Genomic DNA, 14,136 nt, shown 5'->3' with positions numbered 1-14,136 from the left:
AGCGGAACATGATGCGAGGCGAGGATATCCGGGCAGCCCGGAAAGTGAGGGGATGGTCGATTCCGGTCCTCGTTGCGGCCCTGATCGAGGCCGCTGACCGCGACGGCATCCACCTGATGACCCCGGTCTCGCTGAAGACGTCGGTGTCGCGATGGGAGAACGGCCACGTCGTTCCCGACGTCATGTACTCCAGGCTGCTGGCGAAGGTGCTGCATCTGCCGTACGCCGGTGACCCGCTCTCTCGAGGGCGTGAGTACCAGCGCGACATCGCCGCCGCGATCATTGTGCTGGATGCGTTGGCCGGCAGCGACAGCGGCAACGATCCGGAACTGACCACCGCGGGGGCGATCACCAGCATGGGCGCATCCCAAGTCGTGACCGGGTACCTGTTCGCGCAATCGCCCACCCTGACGGTGGAGCCGGATGGGCAGGTACACGGGGTCGCGATCGCTGTGCGGATCCGCGACACGGTCGCGGCGATGATGTCGATGGATTTCGCCCGGGGTGGTGGGCATGTGCGGCGCACGCTGCTGGAGTTCTTCCAGACTCAGGTCGTGCCCGAGCTGCACGCGGTGCATCCGGAGCGGGTGCGCCGCGAGATCTTCTCCGCCGCTGCCGAAGTCGCCCAGCTGCTGGGCTGGAGCGCCTACGACGTCGGCCGACACTCGGCCGCGATCAGATACTTCATCCAGGGCCTTCGCCTCGCCGAGGAAGCCGGCGACCAGCGGATGGGTGCCCGGCTGCTGGCCAACCTGTCCCATCAGAGCAATTTCGTCCACCGCTACGACGACGCGGTCATGTACGCCCGGGCGGCGCAGTCCGCTCTGCGAGGACACGGCACACCCAGTGTCGACGCCATGTGCGTGATGATGGAGGCTCGCGGGCTGGCCAGCCTGTCCGATCTGAAGGGCACCGCGGCCGCGATCCACCGCGCCGAGCAACTCTTCGAACGCCGCCACGGCGACGAACCGACCTGGATCGGCTACTACGACCCAGCCGAACTCGCGGGCGACGCCAGCCACTGCTGGCGCGATCTGCAGCTCGTGCCCCAGACCCGCACGTTCGTCAGCGATGCCCTCACCGACGACACCCCACCCCGGACCAGGGCGTTCATCCAGATGGTCGCGGCCGACGCATCGCTGGTCGCCGGCGACCTCGAGGAAGCCGGAGCGCTCGCGGCCGCCGCCGTTGTCAACGGCGGCGACCTGCGATCAGCGAGATATCTGCAGTACCTGCACGACTTCTACAACCGGCTCCCCGCTGGGGGTTCACGTCATCCCGCGCTCGTGGAGTTCGTCGACCTCATGCACACCCACCATCCCGCGATCGTGGCGGTGCGTTGTTCGTGACCACCGAGGATGCGCGGTACTCACACTCGTCACCAACGCACAACCGGCTCCTGCTGCTGGCTCTGGTTCAGGCGTGGGGCCACAAGTGCTACTGGTGCAAGACACCGACCACATTCCGGGGCCTGCAGATCGACCACATCGTCCCCCGCAATCCCGCCTCGGGCCCGGTCGGGGATCTGGGCCTCGGCGCCGACTTCGACGTGGACGCGACGGCGAACCTCGCACCGATCTGCGGGCCCTGCAACCAAGAGAAAAACAACGGCGAGTACTGGAATATCCCCCGAATCGCCTGCGTCATCAAGGCGGCCGCTGGCGCCGTCCCGCAGGTCCAACGCCACCTCACGAGATTCCGCGCCAATGACAGCATCGTTCGAGCGCTACTCGCGGTGACCGCGGCCGACCTCGGCATCGACGAGGTCGCAGACTCCGTCGCGGCGTTCGGAGCGGTGATCCTGCCTGTCTTCCGGGAACGGTTCCCGCAGATCCTCGACGCACCGTACTTGCAGGACTACACCGAGCGGCGACCGGTCGTCGAGGTCGAAGGCCGGCGAGTCCAGCTGCCTGAGGAGCAGTCGATGATCGAGTGGGACGTGACGTCACGGCGCGCACTGGTGATCCTCGAAGATGTCCTCGACACTCCGATCGCCTACGCGCTGAACTGTGTGCGTGATCAGGTCCGCGAGCACGTCGACGACGAGGTGGACAACTGGATCCGCCACAGCACTGCGAACCGCTTCCGCGACACACAGGCGTGGCGGCAGCCGAGCTCGAATCCGATCGGGCTGTACGTCCATGAGCTGCGATACGTCGACGGCGAGGTTCAGCTGACCGGGGTGCTGGAGGGCACGTTCACCGCCCACATCGAGGAGGACGTCGACGACCGCGAATGGTGGGAACCGCGGACGACGAGCAGGTATGCCGACTTCGACTTCACCGGTGAGTTCTACGCCACCTTCTCACGGGAGGGGATCACCGACGCCGGGGTGTACTTGCACGAGCCGGAGGAGAACCAGTGGCAGTACCTCGACGTTCTACTCGGGGTCGACGAGGATGCCGACCAGCCCGGCGACTGAGTCTGGCTGCTGGCCGTAGGTGGACGCGAGCATGTACGCGGCTCCGGCAGCCCTGAAAACGCGGACCCCGATATGGTCGACGACCTCGAGGACGAGGACGAATAGTAGGGCGTAGCATCGGAATTCGCAGATTTGTCCCATGCCCCGTTCCCGCCGCATCCTGCCGTGATGGCCGGGCCGAAATGAGTGATGCCGTCGAGCGTGGAGGGCCCGACGGCATCCGGGCTCGCGGCACCTGGGGGGTCGGTGGCCGCGAGCAACTATCAGCCGGGGGGGATGGCTGATAGGCGTCGAGCCTAACCGATACACAGCCGCCGCGAGCAGCCAGGGGTGCGACAGTATCGGCCGAAACCCTCGCGCGACAACACATTTCATGTCACTAGCTGTGCCATCTCCGGGGTCTGAGGCGCGAAAAACAACACATATGCAAGTCAACATCTCTCTCAGACGCCTGTCCACGCCTGCCTTGCCAGGGTTGTGACCAGGTAATCCGTTGAAAATTCCGCCGCTTCTACCGGAACCCCACCACCCAAGGCGGCACCCACCGGACCCGCACCGAGATCCTGTGGTCCAACCACCCGCTCCGCGTCTCGGAGGTCGACACTTTGCCTCTGCCCGGGTTTCGTAACAGCGACACCTCCGCCGAGGGTGAGTGTTACGAATCCCGATGCCAGGCACCGGGATGCGAGAAGGTCCTCACCCCCCGCGGCACCGGCCGCCCGGGCCGCTTCTGCTCAACGGCCTGCCGGATGCGCGCCCACCGCGCACCTGCTCAGCCCGCATCCTGACCCGGGACCGGCCCCGGCCAGGGCGATGTTGTCGGTGGTGTCCCTCATCATCCAGACGGTCAGAGACCACGCCAGGGCTCGGTCAGTCGGCCGGTGCGCAGCGTGCGGATCCGCTTCTCGTATTCGCCGCGGACGCGTGCGGAGTGATCGACGTTCTGCGACAACCAGCTGACCATCTTCACCTGCTGGACTGCTTGGAGGATCGGCCACCCGGACCAGGTGGTGATGTCGTAGCCGTAGCTGCCCGCGAACGCGGCATAGTCCCGTTCGGCGAGCATCCCCATCGACGCCTCGGCGGCCGTCTTGGCCAGATCCCACTCCGCTGGCCCGACCGCGAACGCCTCCAGATCGATCAGCACCGCCTGGCCGTCGTCGGTGATCATGACGTTCTTCACGTGGGCATCGCCGTGCAGCGCGGTTACTGGTAGCTGGAAGGTCAGCGTTTCCAGCTCCTGGTCCAGCTCGCGTGCTCGGTGCCGCAAGAAATCGGCGTCCGTGGCCGGGATCGGCGCGGCGTCCAGGCGCGCCGCGACGTGCCCGAATGCCTGCACGGCTGGGAGCGTCAGGTCGGCCGGTCGGTCGAGGCGGTGCAGCTGCCGGAGCAGCTCGCCGAGGGTGCCGGATTCGTCGAGGTTGGCTGCTCGCCCTGGGATGAAACGCCAGAATGTGACCGGGTGCCCGTCGATCTCGATCGGCTGCTGTCGATCACCAATGCCGTAGGTCTGCGCGGCCGGGAATCGCTGGGCGGCAAGCCAGTTCGCGACCTCGACTTCCTTGGCGGCGTCGTCCCAGTGCTGCAGGTTGCGTGCGATGCGGACGACGACTGGCGCCGCCAGCTGGTAGAGCATGTTCTCCCCCAGCCGAAGCATGACCGCATCGGTGGGATCCAGACCGGCTGCCCGGCACGCTGAAATCAGTACCTTGTCAACCATTTCGGGCAGGAACGCGGATGCCGATGAGCGAGCCACGACGTCCAGGCTAGGGGATAGGTCCGCCGCTGCCGAACACCGGATCACTTCGGCCGGTGCGTTCCTGCGAGGGGCTCGGGGCGTCGGAGGAAGGTCTTCACCTGGGCCTGGATCGGCTCGTCATCGAGGTTGTTGCGGATGACGGTGTGTGGCCAGGTCGGAGCGAACTCCGCGTCGACGCTGTCGAGGTACTGATCCCAGTGGCCGAGCTTCCAGGTGTCCTTGGCGGCCGCGCGTTGCTCGAGGTGAGATCGCATCGAGTCGGTGCTGCAGCGAACCCAGATCACCGACATGTCGGCCCCCTGTTCGGCGAGCGAGGCTGCCTGACGCTCGAACCAGGCGTTGTTGTCGAACTGCTCCAGATACGGCGCGATGGCGATGACGCTGACCCCGCACGCGATGTTCTCGCTCACCGCAGTCGCCAAACACTGATACTCGGCAGGCTCGATGACATCGAGGTAGAGCGCAGATTCCCGATCGGCAATCGTGCTACCGAGCTGGACGAGTGCCGCGTCCACGACGCTGCGGGTGAGCATTTCTTTGTCGAGGATCGCCCAACTGGTTTCTCGCGCAAGAACCCGGCCGACCTCTGTTTTCCCGCTCCCGGCGTAGCCACCGACGAACACGACCCGCGGCCTCGCCGTCCGCTGCCGGTCAGCAGCCGCTTCAGTTCGGTCGGCGACGACACGCCCCGACCGCGGGCGGGTGGTGATGAGACCCTCGTGGCCGAGCTGCTCCATCGCCTGGTTGACCGTCCCGAGGCTGACCCCCCATTGCTCGGCGAGCGCTCGGCTCGACGGCAGCTTCTCGCCAGGCCGCCGCCGACCGGATTCGATCTCATCTCTGAGCTCACGCGCGATCTGCCACCGCAGGGCCTCGCTACTGGTCGGTTCAGTCATGCCAGCTGAGCCCTCTCTGATCTGCGCTTCTGAGGCACCCAAACGGTATCAGTCCATGCCAACCAGTGGCGATAGCTCTGATCTACGGGACTTGTACCAGCAATCAAGGTGATATTCAAGGGTTATATCTGAATTGTTCAGATGATACGATCTGAACATAACACGACCCTGGATCTCCCTCTTGGAGGGGTGCTCGATGACTTGGCAGACTCAGCCCGAAACACACTGGATAAAGGGCGAATTACCGCCCGAACCTGTACATGCACGGGCAGAAGACAGCGGCTCGAACACCGTCGACCCGAACGCTCTCCGCTCTCAACTGATCAATTCAGATCGCTGGGGAGTGGGTGAGCTCGCGTTGCGCTGCCGCCCAGTCGTCGCCGCTGCTGCAGGGATTGTTAACCCCTGCCAACTCCCGACACGCCGCCGCGCGGGAAGACGGTGAGGACATGGCTCCGAAACGTTCATCCGCATCGAAATCTCCACGCCACGACACCAAGAAGTCGTCGTCGCGGTGCACGGATGTGTTCATGCTGGTCGGCGTCCCGGTCGGGTTGGGGATCTGCACTCGTCCGATGTGGCCCGGGGGCTGGGCTGATCGGGTCGTTGAGGTCGCGGTGCCGGTCGCGGTCGGGGTGGTGATGGTGGCGGCGGCGATCGCGCTGCTGGTGCTGGTGCTGCGCACCTCGGGCGACTGCGGTATGCGGCGGCGCCGATGGTCGCGCGCGGTCGCAAACGCCGGCCTCACCCAGGAGCGCAGCGGCGAGCAGCTGGTGCCGCAGTTGATGTCGACCAGCCGCACCGGCGGCGAGGTCGTGCTGCGGGTGCGGATGCTGACCGGCCAGACCCCGCAGGACTGGGACCGCCGCGCGCAGCGCCTGGCCGAGGAACTCGGTGCCGGGCAGGCCCGGGTGGCCTGGACCCCCAATCGGATCGAAGAGGTCGAGCTGAGGCTCACCCGGAAGGAGGCTGCGTGATGGCGCGGCTGATGTCGGTCTCACTGACCGAACCCCAAGTGATCGCCCGGGAGAAGACCGTGACGCGGCGGATGGGCTGGCGCATGGCGCGCGTCGGTGACCAGCTCACGCTGTGCCGGAAGGTGATGGGCCGCAAGGCCGGTGAGCCGCTGGTGCGCATCGCGCAGGTCGAGATCACCGCGATCAGTCGCGAGCCGCTGGCCGCGATCAGCCAGGCCGACCTCATGGCCGAGGGCTTCCCGAACATGACGCGCGAGGAATTCGTCACCTTCTTCTGCGCCACCCACCGAGGCTGCCGCCCCGACAGCCTCGTGACCCGAATCCAATGGCGGTACCTCACCGCCGCTGACACCGAGAAGGTGGCCTGAGATGGACATCGAACCAGAAATCATCGCTCCCGTCGCCTTGCTCGGGACCGGGCTCGGATTCGTGACGCTCGCGACGGCGTATTACACGGCTGAAAACCTGGGTGTGTCGGGGTCGATCGGTGTCGTGCCGGTGGTGGCCGGGGCGGGTGCGGTCGCTGCGCGGGTCGCGTGGACACGGTGGTCGGCGAAGACGCGGGTGACGCGCGCCGAGCGCGCCGCCCTGCGGGATTGGGCGGACTGGGTCACCGATTTCCCCGAGGACGTCCAGGAGACGGTGGAGATCCTGTCCACCTCGTGGGAGGCCGCGAAGAAGTGGGCCTCGCTGGGGCTGGGACGGTTGCCGGATCCGGCGACGGGCGATCCGGGATCGTGGCCGCAGTTGGTGCCGTCGCAGTCGTCGTGGCCGCCGGACCGGGGCATTCAGTCGGTGAACGTGGGGCTGCGGTTGCGGCTGCAGATGTGCGACGGCCAGGAGCGACGCCAGTTCGAGGAGCGCCTGGCCAAGATGCAGGTGGCCTTCGACGCCGACGCGGTGCGAGTGGTCGAGTCCCGGGGTAAGCAGATCTGCCTGGACCTGCGCTACTTCGACCCGATCAAGGACTTGGTGCCGGTGCCCGCCCCGGCCGAGCCGGTCGACCTGAAGAAACTCAACCCCGGCATGCGTGAGGACGGCGATCGCTGGCTCGTGCCGCTGTTCGAACGCAACCTTCTCGGCGTCGGCCTGCCCGGATCCGGCAAGTCGGGGTTCGTGGCGTCGCTGCTGATGGCCACTGCCCCTGCCGCCCGTGACGGCCTAGTCGTGAACTTGATGATCGACATGAAGTTCGGTGTGGAAGCGGCCCGCATGAAGGGCTTGCTGCACCGCACCGCGACCGACGCGGACTCGGGCGAACAGATGCTGGAGTGGCTGCGCTGGACGGTGATCGAGGAGCGCGGCCGCGAGATGGAGGCATTGGGCCTGTCCAAGCACGTCATCACCGCGCAGGCCCCGATGTATCACCTGATCATCGACGAGATCGCCGAGCTGCTCGACGACCCGAAGACCCGCACCGCCTTCCTGCGGCTGCTGGTGTCCATCGCCCGCCTGGGTCGCGCCCTGGGGATCTCCATCTCCGGGTACACGCAGCTGGCGAACAAAAAGGTCCTCGACATGCTGCGGGACTTGTTCCAGATCCGGATCGGCATGCGCTTGTCCAGCCCGGAGCAGATGGTCATGGTCTACGGCGATCACCACGCCGCCGAGCGCGGCGCCGACAACACGAACATCCCCGACCAGGGCAGCGCCGGTATCGCCTACGTCTTCGACGACTCCAGCTCCCAGATCGTGCGTGTGCGTGCCTACTTCGTCTCCGACGAGAACCTGGCCTGGGCCGCGCAGACCTACCCGCCGTATCCGCACCCGCATGTGCAGGACGCCACCGTCCAGGCCGCCACCCCGGGCGGCGGGAAGCTCGCTGCTGGGGGGAAGAAGCCGGTTGTGTCGATCGACTCCGCGCGTCGTCGCCGCGGTGACGGCGAGATTCCCAACGTCACGGGGTTGCTGGCCGAGATAGATGCCGAGGCCGAGGAGCTGAGCAAGAAGATCGGTGACGCCCTGGCCGAGGGCGAGGAGCGCGACGCCGACGCCGAGCCGCTCGACGGCATCGACTTCGACGAACTCGGCGACGACACCGATGATGCCGACGAATCCGCCTGAAATCCAGACGGCTAGATCGTTAACAGTCTAGACTGTTAAATATAGGTTCCGCTTTGAACTCCCACCCCCGCAACGGGTGGGTCAACAGAGAAAACCCAGTTCAGAAAGGCAATCAATCCCATGACCCTCACCTTTGATCTCGCCCGCACCCTGCTCGCGGCGCCGAGCGCTGCCGAGCAGGCCCTGCTCGACACTCTGAGCGCCATCTCGTCGGTCACCTACCAGTACGCGATCAAGCTGCCCAACGGCCGCTGGTGGCGCAAGGTCTCCACCCGCGTCGCCTCCCCGAACCACACCACCCCGACCGTCTTCCACGACCGTCCCCGCGCCGCCGACGAGATGTTCGACGTGGCCGCCCAGGCCGTCGATCACTACGGGGTGCGCCCCGAGGACTACCAGCCGCAGCTGATGGTCCGCGAGGTCGTCATCCGCGGCAACGAGATCAGCAACGGCCCGTGGTACCCGGCGGAAACGGTGCGGTGAGCGCCATGACGATCTTGCACCCGTTCCGCCGTCACCCCCGGGTAGACGAGGTCGCGGGTCTGCGGGCGGCGCTGGCGGATCGGGACCGGCAGTTCGCCGAGCTGAGGCGGCAAATGGACGACCTGCTGGACCGGGAGGCGATGCACCTCAACGCCCCCGACATGGAGTGTCTGACCTCAGCCGCGGTGATCGAGCTTTATGGCGCCCGACGCGCTTGCCACCGCCCCGGCTCGGCCGGTCGGCCGCAGTTGAAGGCGTTGGCAGGCAACGTCACCGAGCTGACGATTACCGCCCCGCACATCGAACGCAACTACTCCACCTTCTGAACAAACAGGGACGCCCCAGCCAGCGTGAACCTGGCTGGGACGTCCCCTTCAGATCATCACAGACAGGACGCCCCGATGCGAACCACCACCCCCACCGAGGTCGCGCTGGCCGAGAAGATCGCCGCCAGCGCCCGGCAGCTGCTGACGCTGCTGGCCGAACTCGACGACCCCGAAACCCTGCTCGAGAAGGCGACCCGCCTCGACTGCGCCGGTAGCGCCCTCTGCCTCGAGGTGCTCGACACCAGCGACCTGCCCATCACCGCGTCGACCCTGATCGCCGCCGTGCGCGAGCGCCTGCCCGAGCAGTTGCGCGACGTCGTCGGCATCGGCCGCGCCATCCGCTGACCCGCGCGGCGACCACACCCGCTCGACACGAAAGGCCCACAGCCATGACCATCACCTATCTCGACGACGCGGCCCCCAGCATCGACTGGCGTCATCAGGCGGCCTGCGCCAGCCACCCCGAGCCGGATCTCTGGTTCCCGGTCTCCTCGGCCGACCCCGCCACCGAAGCCAAAGAGATCTGCCGGGGCTGCCCGGTCCGCGAGGTCTGCGGCATGATCGCGGTCCGCACCGGCGAGCAGTACGCCGTCGCCGGCGGATACCGCACCTCCAACCCCGACGAGCGCGCCGAGCTGGAGGCATGGCTGGGATTCAGCCGCTCGGCGGCGTCCAGGGTCCGCTGCACCGAGTGCGGCGCAATGTTCGCCACCCGCACCAAGTTCAACACCTGCGAGGACTGCAGAGGCCTCACGCCGGTCGCCGACCTTCGCCGCCACATCAACGCCCTGCTGGATTCCGGACGCAGCGCACGAAGCCTCGCCGCCAGCGCCGGTGTCGGTATCTCCACGATCCGCAAGCTCGCCGACAGCCAGGACGGCTGGCAGCACGTGCACAAGACGATCGCCCGCCGCGTTCTCGCCATCACCCTCGACGACGCGGAGGCCGTGGCATGAGCACCAGCATCTCCGACGACGGCGCCGCGCTGCAGGACCTGATCGAGGCCCGTGACGAAGAGGCGACCCGCGCCGAGTCCGCCGCGCTGCCCGCGCTTGCGGCCGCCGACGCCGGCGCGCTGTTCACCGCCGCGCTGCACCTGGCCGCTGCCATCGAGGCGGGCTCGATCAACCGGGCCCTGGACGCCACGCACCGCACCCGCACCGCGGCCGCCAACCTGTCCGTCGCGCTCGAAGACATCGAGAACACCAGCGACACCGAGGATCTCGCGTTCGACCTCCACGAATTCCAGCGCCGTGTCGCCCGCCAGCTCGACGCCGCCGTCGCGGCATTCGACACCAGTTCGGAGGTCCTGCCGTGACCAGCGCCTACTCACCCCACGTCGAGCAGCTGCTCGCCCGCGGCCGTGCCGAACTCGGCTTCCCGGCCCAGCCCCGGACGCCGAAGCTCGGCGAGATCAGCATCGCTCTCGTCGACGCCGGTGACCGCTACGTCCTCACCGACTCCCACCCCGACGGGATGCGCGTGCACATCGGCAAGCCGTCGACGGTCGAGGCCGTCAACGACGCCATCCGCGAGGCCATCGCCCACAACAGCGACTGGATCGCCGACGCACTGACCACTCTCCTGACCGACGAAGAGACCGATCATGACCACCTCTGACGCGACCGCCACTGCGGTCCTGGACCGACCTGTTCCCCTCGATGACCTGCCCGTCGACGCCGCTGCGGAGGTCTACATCTCGGCGATCTCGGTGGCCGAGATGTTCGTCGACGCCAGCTATCAGCGCGAGCTCGACAAGCCCCGGGCCCGCGCGATGGCCAAGACGTGGGATCGCCGCCTGATCGGCGTCCTCGACGTCGCCGACCGCGGCCTCGGATCCCTGGCCCGCTACGCGGTGATCAACGGCCAGCACCGCGCCGAAGCCGCCCGTCTGATCGACCCGGACATGGTGCTCGTCGCCAACATCCACACCGGTCTGACCGTGGCGGACGAGGCTCGTCTGTTCCACGAAATCGACGCCAAGACACGGCGATTGACCACGTGGGACCGGTGGCGCTCGCGCCGCGCGGCCGCTGACCCGACCGTTGCCGCGATCGAGGACATCGTCGGCGAGGTCGGGCTGACCGTCGCCGAGGCTGCCAAGGACGGCGCCATCCGCTGCACCAGCACCCTCGAGCGGATCCACCGCACCGGCGGAAAGTTGCTGCTGGGCAACGCATTGCGGCTGATCGTCGACGTCTGGGGGCACCGCCTCGACGCCGTCGACGCCCCGCTGGTCGCCGGCGTCGCCCTCATCCTGCGCAGCTACGAGCAGCAGCTCGACCACGACCGCTTCGGCGACGTCCTCGTCGACCTCGCACCGCGGCAGGTCAAGGCCCGCGCGATGGCACTGAAAGAGACCGAGAAAGGCCAGAACGGCACGCTTGTCGCCCTGGTGATGATCGGCGCCTACAACTCCTCGCGCGGCCCGAAGCTCAACCGCGCCGAGCTCCGCCGCTGACCAACCTCGTGAGACAGCGGGACCCGCACCCAGGGAGGAATCCATGAAATCACTACACCGCCAACGGCATTCGCGCCTCGCGGCGGCGGACGCGCCCACCCAGCAACACCAGCTGCAGCTGCAGCCGCGAGAGACCGACGCCACCGGCCGCCAGCTGTTCAGCGGGTCGTGCAGCTGCGGCGAGATGACCCCGACCCCGAACTGGCCGGCCGACGAGATCCACCACGCTCACGCCCTCCACACGCAGGTGCACACCGCCCTTGAACTGCGCCGCATGAACAGCCCGGCCGAGCAGCACAGGAAGGACAACAACCGATGATCACGATGTTCCGGTACCGGCGCTGGGTGCGCCGAGAGGCCGCCGCCGCCCGCCGCGAACCCGACACCATGGCTTGTCACGCCCAGATCGAGGCCCGTGAGCCCAGCTCCCTGCGCACCGTCACCCTCCGCGACCGCGTCGGCGGGCACTGGTGGCTGCTCGGCGCGTGGGGGCCGCTGCGCACCGTCGAGATCTCCACCAGCTGCCCCCGCTGCGGCGAACCCCGCGGCGTGCCGCACCGGCGCGGACGCGTCCAGGTCTGGACCAACACCTGCGGGCACCGCGACCACCCGCGGGTGGTGATCACCGAAGCCGACCTGATGATCCTCGGCGCCCGCGTCGACGCCAACGTCCAGCGCATCCTCGCGCAGTGGTCAGCGGCATCATGACCCTGACCAGCATCGGCGGCCACCATTCGACCCGCGCCGGGTCGAGTGTGTGGCTCACCCCGCCGGGGATCCTCACTGCGCTCGGACCTTTCGACCTCGACCCGTGCGCAGCCACCGACCGGCCATGGGACACCGCGCGCCAGCACATCGCCCCACCGGAGGACGGTCTCGCCGCCGACTGGATAGGTCGGGTCTGGCTGAACCCGCCTTACGCCGCCGTCGACCGCTGGCTGTCCAAGCTCGCCGAGCACGGCCAAGGAACTGCGATTGTGTTCGCGCGCACCGAGACTCGCTGGTTCATCGACGCCGTGTGGGAACGCGCGACCGCCGTGTTGTTCCTGCACGGACGCCTGCACTTCTACCTGCCAGACGGCTCCCGAGCAGCCGGAAACGCCGGCGCGCCGTCTTGCCTGGTTGCCTACGGCGCCCTCGATGCCGCCCGGTTGGCGACCTGCGGTGTGGCGGGCAGGTTCGTCCGGCTGAGGGAGGCGGCATGAGCCTGAAGACGACGGTGTTCTTCGCCGGAACGATTCGCCACACCGGAGCTCGCGGCCGCCGACGCATAAATCCCCCAACCCCCCGGAAGAAAACCCCAACCCAGGAGGAAAAAATGGCCCTGACCACCATCACAGTCCGCGTCCGCGACCACGAGCCGATCAATATTTCCGCCGACCAGGTCAGCGCGCACTTCGCGATCTCACCCACCCTCGCGGTGCGTCCGGACGGCGAAGTCACCTTCGCCGACCACGGACGCTCGCTGACCCACATCCCCACGGGGCTGCTCGTCACCCGCTCCGGCTGGCTGGACCTGCGCCGCTACGCCACCGAGCTGGAGGCCCTGCCCATCGACTGGGCCACGCTCACCCACGCCTCCGAGCTGTCCGCCGAGCAGGCTCAGCAGGTCCGGGCGGTCAGCGACCGGCTGATGGCCGAGGACGACACGAGCTGGCCGTGGCCGGACTGGGCGGGCGACGAATCCCAGCCCGCGCTCTCGCTGCTGGCCGGCCGACTCGACTTCGCGCTCAAGTTCACCCAGCAGTATGACTTCGTCACCGAGGTGACCGACAAGCTCCTGCGTACCGATCACCCCGATCTGGCCCGCACCGTCGACGCCCACCTGCTGGGGGCGCTCCTCGGTCGCCACTCCGCCGGATACGGCTTGATCTATCTGCTGGCGGTCCTGCACCGTGTCGACCCGGCCGCGGCTGACCGCGCTGCCCGCAACCTCGTCGGTGCATGGGAGGACGGCTGCTCGATGGACGAGTGGATGTTCCAGTGGCGCAACGAGATCGCTGAAGGCGTCCCGCTGACCCTGCACGAGTTCCCCGACCTCCAGCTGCTCGAGAAGGCCAGCTGATGCACAGGATCACCACCCTGACGTGCTTGTGCGGTGCGGCGCTCGACGAAGTCGACACCGACACCGGAATCGCGATCACCTGCCGCGACTGCGGAAGCGCCGAGGCCTGGCCCGAACACATCACCGACAGGCGGACCACCACCCTCGACGTTGCGGAGGTGTCGCGTGGCCGCGTCCACCACATCATCGACCCCGATCGGACCGAATCATGACCACCGTCACCGTCGGTACCACCGACTTCCGTCACGCCCTCAACGCCGTCCGCGTGCACGCCTGCACCGACAGCGAGATCCCGCCCATCCACCGCATCCGACTCGCCATCGACCGGCAGAACATCGTTGTCACCGCGACCGACATGTTCACCGCCGGATTCGCCATCGCGTCGGTCTGGGGCAGCGCCGACGAACCCGGGCAGTTCCCATGCACCGTCGACATCGCGCCTTCCGACATCAAGAACATCCTGCAGATCTTCACCGCGGGCAAGGAGAAGAGCGACACCCCGGAATTCGAGCTGCGCCTGGACATCACGACGGACCGGATCACCATCACCGACTGCTCTGGCCTGATCGACGGACACGCACTCACCGTGCCGCGCATGCCCACCGACGGCGGCACCCTCTGCACCATCCCCGGACTCATCGCCCGCCAGCACGACAGCGATGCCACGCTGCTCACGGACATGT

At 67.6% G+C, this 14,136-nt stretch carries 20 protein-coding genes; 18 read left to right on the top strand and 2 right to left on the bottom strand.

Annotated elements, in window-relative coordinates; translation table 11 throughout:
- Positions 1-8: 8 nt before the first annotated feature.
- From ACV7NQ_RS47990 to ACV7NQ_RS47980, 3 genes are all read left to right on the top strand, one after another.
- Positions 9-1,349, top strand: coding sequence for a helix-turn-helix domain-containing protein (locus ACV7NQ_RS47990; RefSeq protein WP_463366241.1), 1,341 nt, complete (start codon positions 9-11; stop codon positions 1,347-1,349).
- Positions 1,346-2,422, top strand: coding sequence for an HNH endonuclease (locus ACV7NQ_RS47985; RefSeq protein WP_463366240.1), 1,077 nt, complete (start codon positions 1,346-1,348; stop codon positions 2,420-2,422). Before ACV7NQ_RS47990 ends, ACV7NQ_RS47985 begins: the two co-directional genes overlap by 4 nt.
- A 605-nt stretch (positions 2,423-3,027) precedes the next feature.
- On the top strand, positions 3,028-3,210 hold the full coding sequence (locus ACV7NQ_RS47980) for a CGNR zinc finger domain-containing protein (protein ID WP_463366239.1): 183 nt from the start codon (positions 3,028-3,030) through the stop codon (positions 3,208-3,210).
- A 59-nt stretch (positions 3,211-3,269) separates the two neighbouring features.
- Here the strand turns inward: ACV7NQ_RS47980 and ACV7NQ_RS47975 are convergent, their stop codons facing one another.
- Both ACV7NQ_RS47975 and ACV7NQ_RS47970 read right to left on the bottom strand, forming a co-directional pair.
- Positions 3,270-4,178, bottom strand: a complete 909-nt coding sequence (locus ACV7NQ_RS47975) for a phosphotransferase enzyme family protein (protein WP_463366238.1) — start codon at positions 4,176-4,178, stop codon at positions 3,270-3,272.
- 44 nt (positions 4,179-4,222) lie between these two features.
- Positions 4,223-5,077, bottom strand: a complete 855-nt coding sequence (locus ACV7NQ_RS47970; RefSeq protein WP_463366237.1) for a P-loop nucleotide/nucleoside kinase family protein — start codon at positions 5,075-5,077, stop codon at positions 4,223-4,225.
- Between the two features lie 449 nt (positions 5,078-5,526).
- Here ACV7NQ_RS47970 and ACV7NQ_RS47965 point away from each other — a divergent pair, with 449 nt between their 5' ends.
- From ACV7NQ_RS47965 to ACV7NQ_RS47895, 15 genes are all read left to right on the top strand, one after another.
- Positions 5,527-6,054: a hypothetical protein gene (locus tag ACV7NQ_RS47965; protein ID WP_463366236.1), complete on the top strand. Its 528-nt coding sequence runs from the start codon at positions 5,527-5,529 to the stop codon at positions 6,052-6,054.
- Complete coding sequence (locus ACV7NQ_RS47960) at positions 6,051-6,422, top strand: hypothetical protein (RefSeq protein WP_463366235.1); 372 nt, start codon at positions 6,051-6,053, stop codon at positions 6,420-6,422. The genes ACV7NQ_RS47965 and ACV7NQ_RS47960 overlap by 4 nt, the downstream gene beginning before the upstream one ends.
- A 1-nt stretch (position 6,423) precedes the next feature.
- The gene (locus ACV7NQ_RS47955; protein WP_463366234.1) at positions 6,424-8,118 is read left to right on the top strand and encodes an FtsK/SpoIIIE domain-containing protein; all 1,695 of its coding nucleotides are present in this window, start codon (positions 6,424-6,426) and stop codon (positions 8,116-8,118) included.
- A 120-nt stretch (positions 8,119-8,238) separates the two neighbouring features.
- Entirely contained in the window at positions 8,239-8,601 is a 363-nt protein-coding gene (locus ACV7NQ_RS47950) for a hypothetical protein (RefSeq protein WP_463366233.1), read from the top strand.
- A gap of 5 nt (positions 8,602-8,606) precedes the next feature.
- Complete coding sequence (locus tag ACV7NQ_RS47945) at positions 8,607-8,927, top strand: hypothetical protein (protein WP_463366232.1); 321 nt, start codon at positions 8,607-8,609, stop codon at positions 8,925-8,927.
- A gap of 75 nt (positions 8,928-9,002) precedes the next feature.
- Positions 9,003-9,272: a hypothetical protein gene (locus ACV7NQ_RS47940; protein WP_463366231.1), complete on the top strand. Its 270-nt coding sequence runs from the start codon at positions 9,003-9,005 to the stop codon at positions 9,270-9,272.
- Positions 9,273-9,316: 44 nt separating this feature from the next.
- Positions 9,317-9,883: a WhiB family transcriptional regulator gene (locus ACV7NQ_RS47935; RefSeq protein ID WP_463366230.1), complete on the top strand. Its 567-nt coding sequence runs from the start codon at positions 9,317-9,319 to the stop codon at positions 9,881-9,883.
- Positions 9,880-10,245, top strand: coding sequence for a hypothetical protein (locus ACV7NQ_RS47930; protein WP_463366229.1), 366 nt, complete (start codon positions 9,880-9,882; stop codon positions 10,243-10,245). Before ACV7NQ_RS47935 ends, ACV7NQ_RS47930 begins: the two co-directional genes overlap by 4 nt.
- Entirely contained in the window at positions 10,242-10,547 is a 306-nt protein-coding gene (locus ACV7NQ_RS47925) for a hypothetical protein (RefSeq protein WP_463366228.1), read from the top strand. The genes ACV7NQ_RS47930 and ACV7NQ_RS47925 overlap by 4 nt, the downstream gene beginning before the upstream one ends.
- A complete protein-coding gene (locus ACV7NQ_RS47920; protein ID WP_463366227.1) occupies positions 10,534-11,388 on the top strand; it encodes a DUF6551 family protein in 855 nt (284 codons plus the stop codon). The genes ACV7NQ_RS47925 and ACV7NQ_RS47920 overlap by 14 nt, the downstream gene beginning before the upstream one ends.
- Positions 11,389-11,431: 43 nt before the next feature.
- Complete coding sequence (locus ACV7NQ_RS47915) at positions 11,432-11,707, top strand: hypothetical protein (protein ID WP_463366226.1); 276 nt, start codon at positions 11,432-11,434, stop codon at positions 11,705-11,707.
- A complete protein-coding gene (locus ACV7NQ_RS47910) occupies positions 11,704-12,096 on the top strand; it encodes a hypothetical protein (RefSeq protein ID WP_463366225.1) in 393 nt (130 codons plus the stop codon). The genes ACV7NQ_RS47915 and ACV7NQ_RS47910 overlap by 4 nt, the downstream gene beginning before the upstream one ends.
- The gene (locus tag ACV7NQ_RS47905; RefSeq protein ID WP_463366224.1) at positions 12,093-12,593 is read left to right on the top strand and encodes a DNA N-6-adenine-methyltransferase; all 501 of its coding nucleotides are present in this window, start codon (positions 12,093-12,095) and stop codon (positions 12,591-12,593) included. The genes ACV7NQ_RS47910 and ACV7NQ_RS47905 overlap by 4 nt, the downstream gene beginning before the upstream one ends.
- Positions 12,590-13,453, top strand: a complete 864-nt coding sequence (locus ACV7NQ_RS47900; RefSeq protein WP_463366223.1) for a hypothetical protein — start codon at positions 12,590-12,592, stop codon at positions 13,451-13,453. Before ACV7NQ_RS47905 ends, ACV7NQ_RS47900 begins: the two co-directional genes overlap by 4 nt.
- Positions 13,453-13,665 (top strand): hypothetical protein, encoded by a 213-nt coding sequence (locus ACV7NQ_RS47895; protein WP_463366222.1) that lies wholly within the window; start codon positions 13,453-13,455, stop codon positions 13,663-13,665. The genes ACV7NQ_RS47900 and ACV7NQ_RS47895 overlap by 1 nt, the downstream gene beginning before the upstream one ends.
- Positions 13,666-14,136: the final 471 nt, after the last annotated feature.

This window comes from Nocardia sp. Tas62D01 (assembly GCF_055232035.1).
This window is presented reverse-complemented; position numbering and strand designations above follow the sequence as displayed.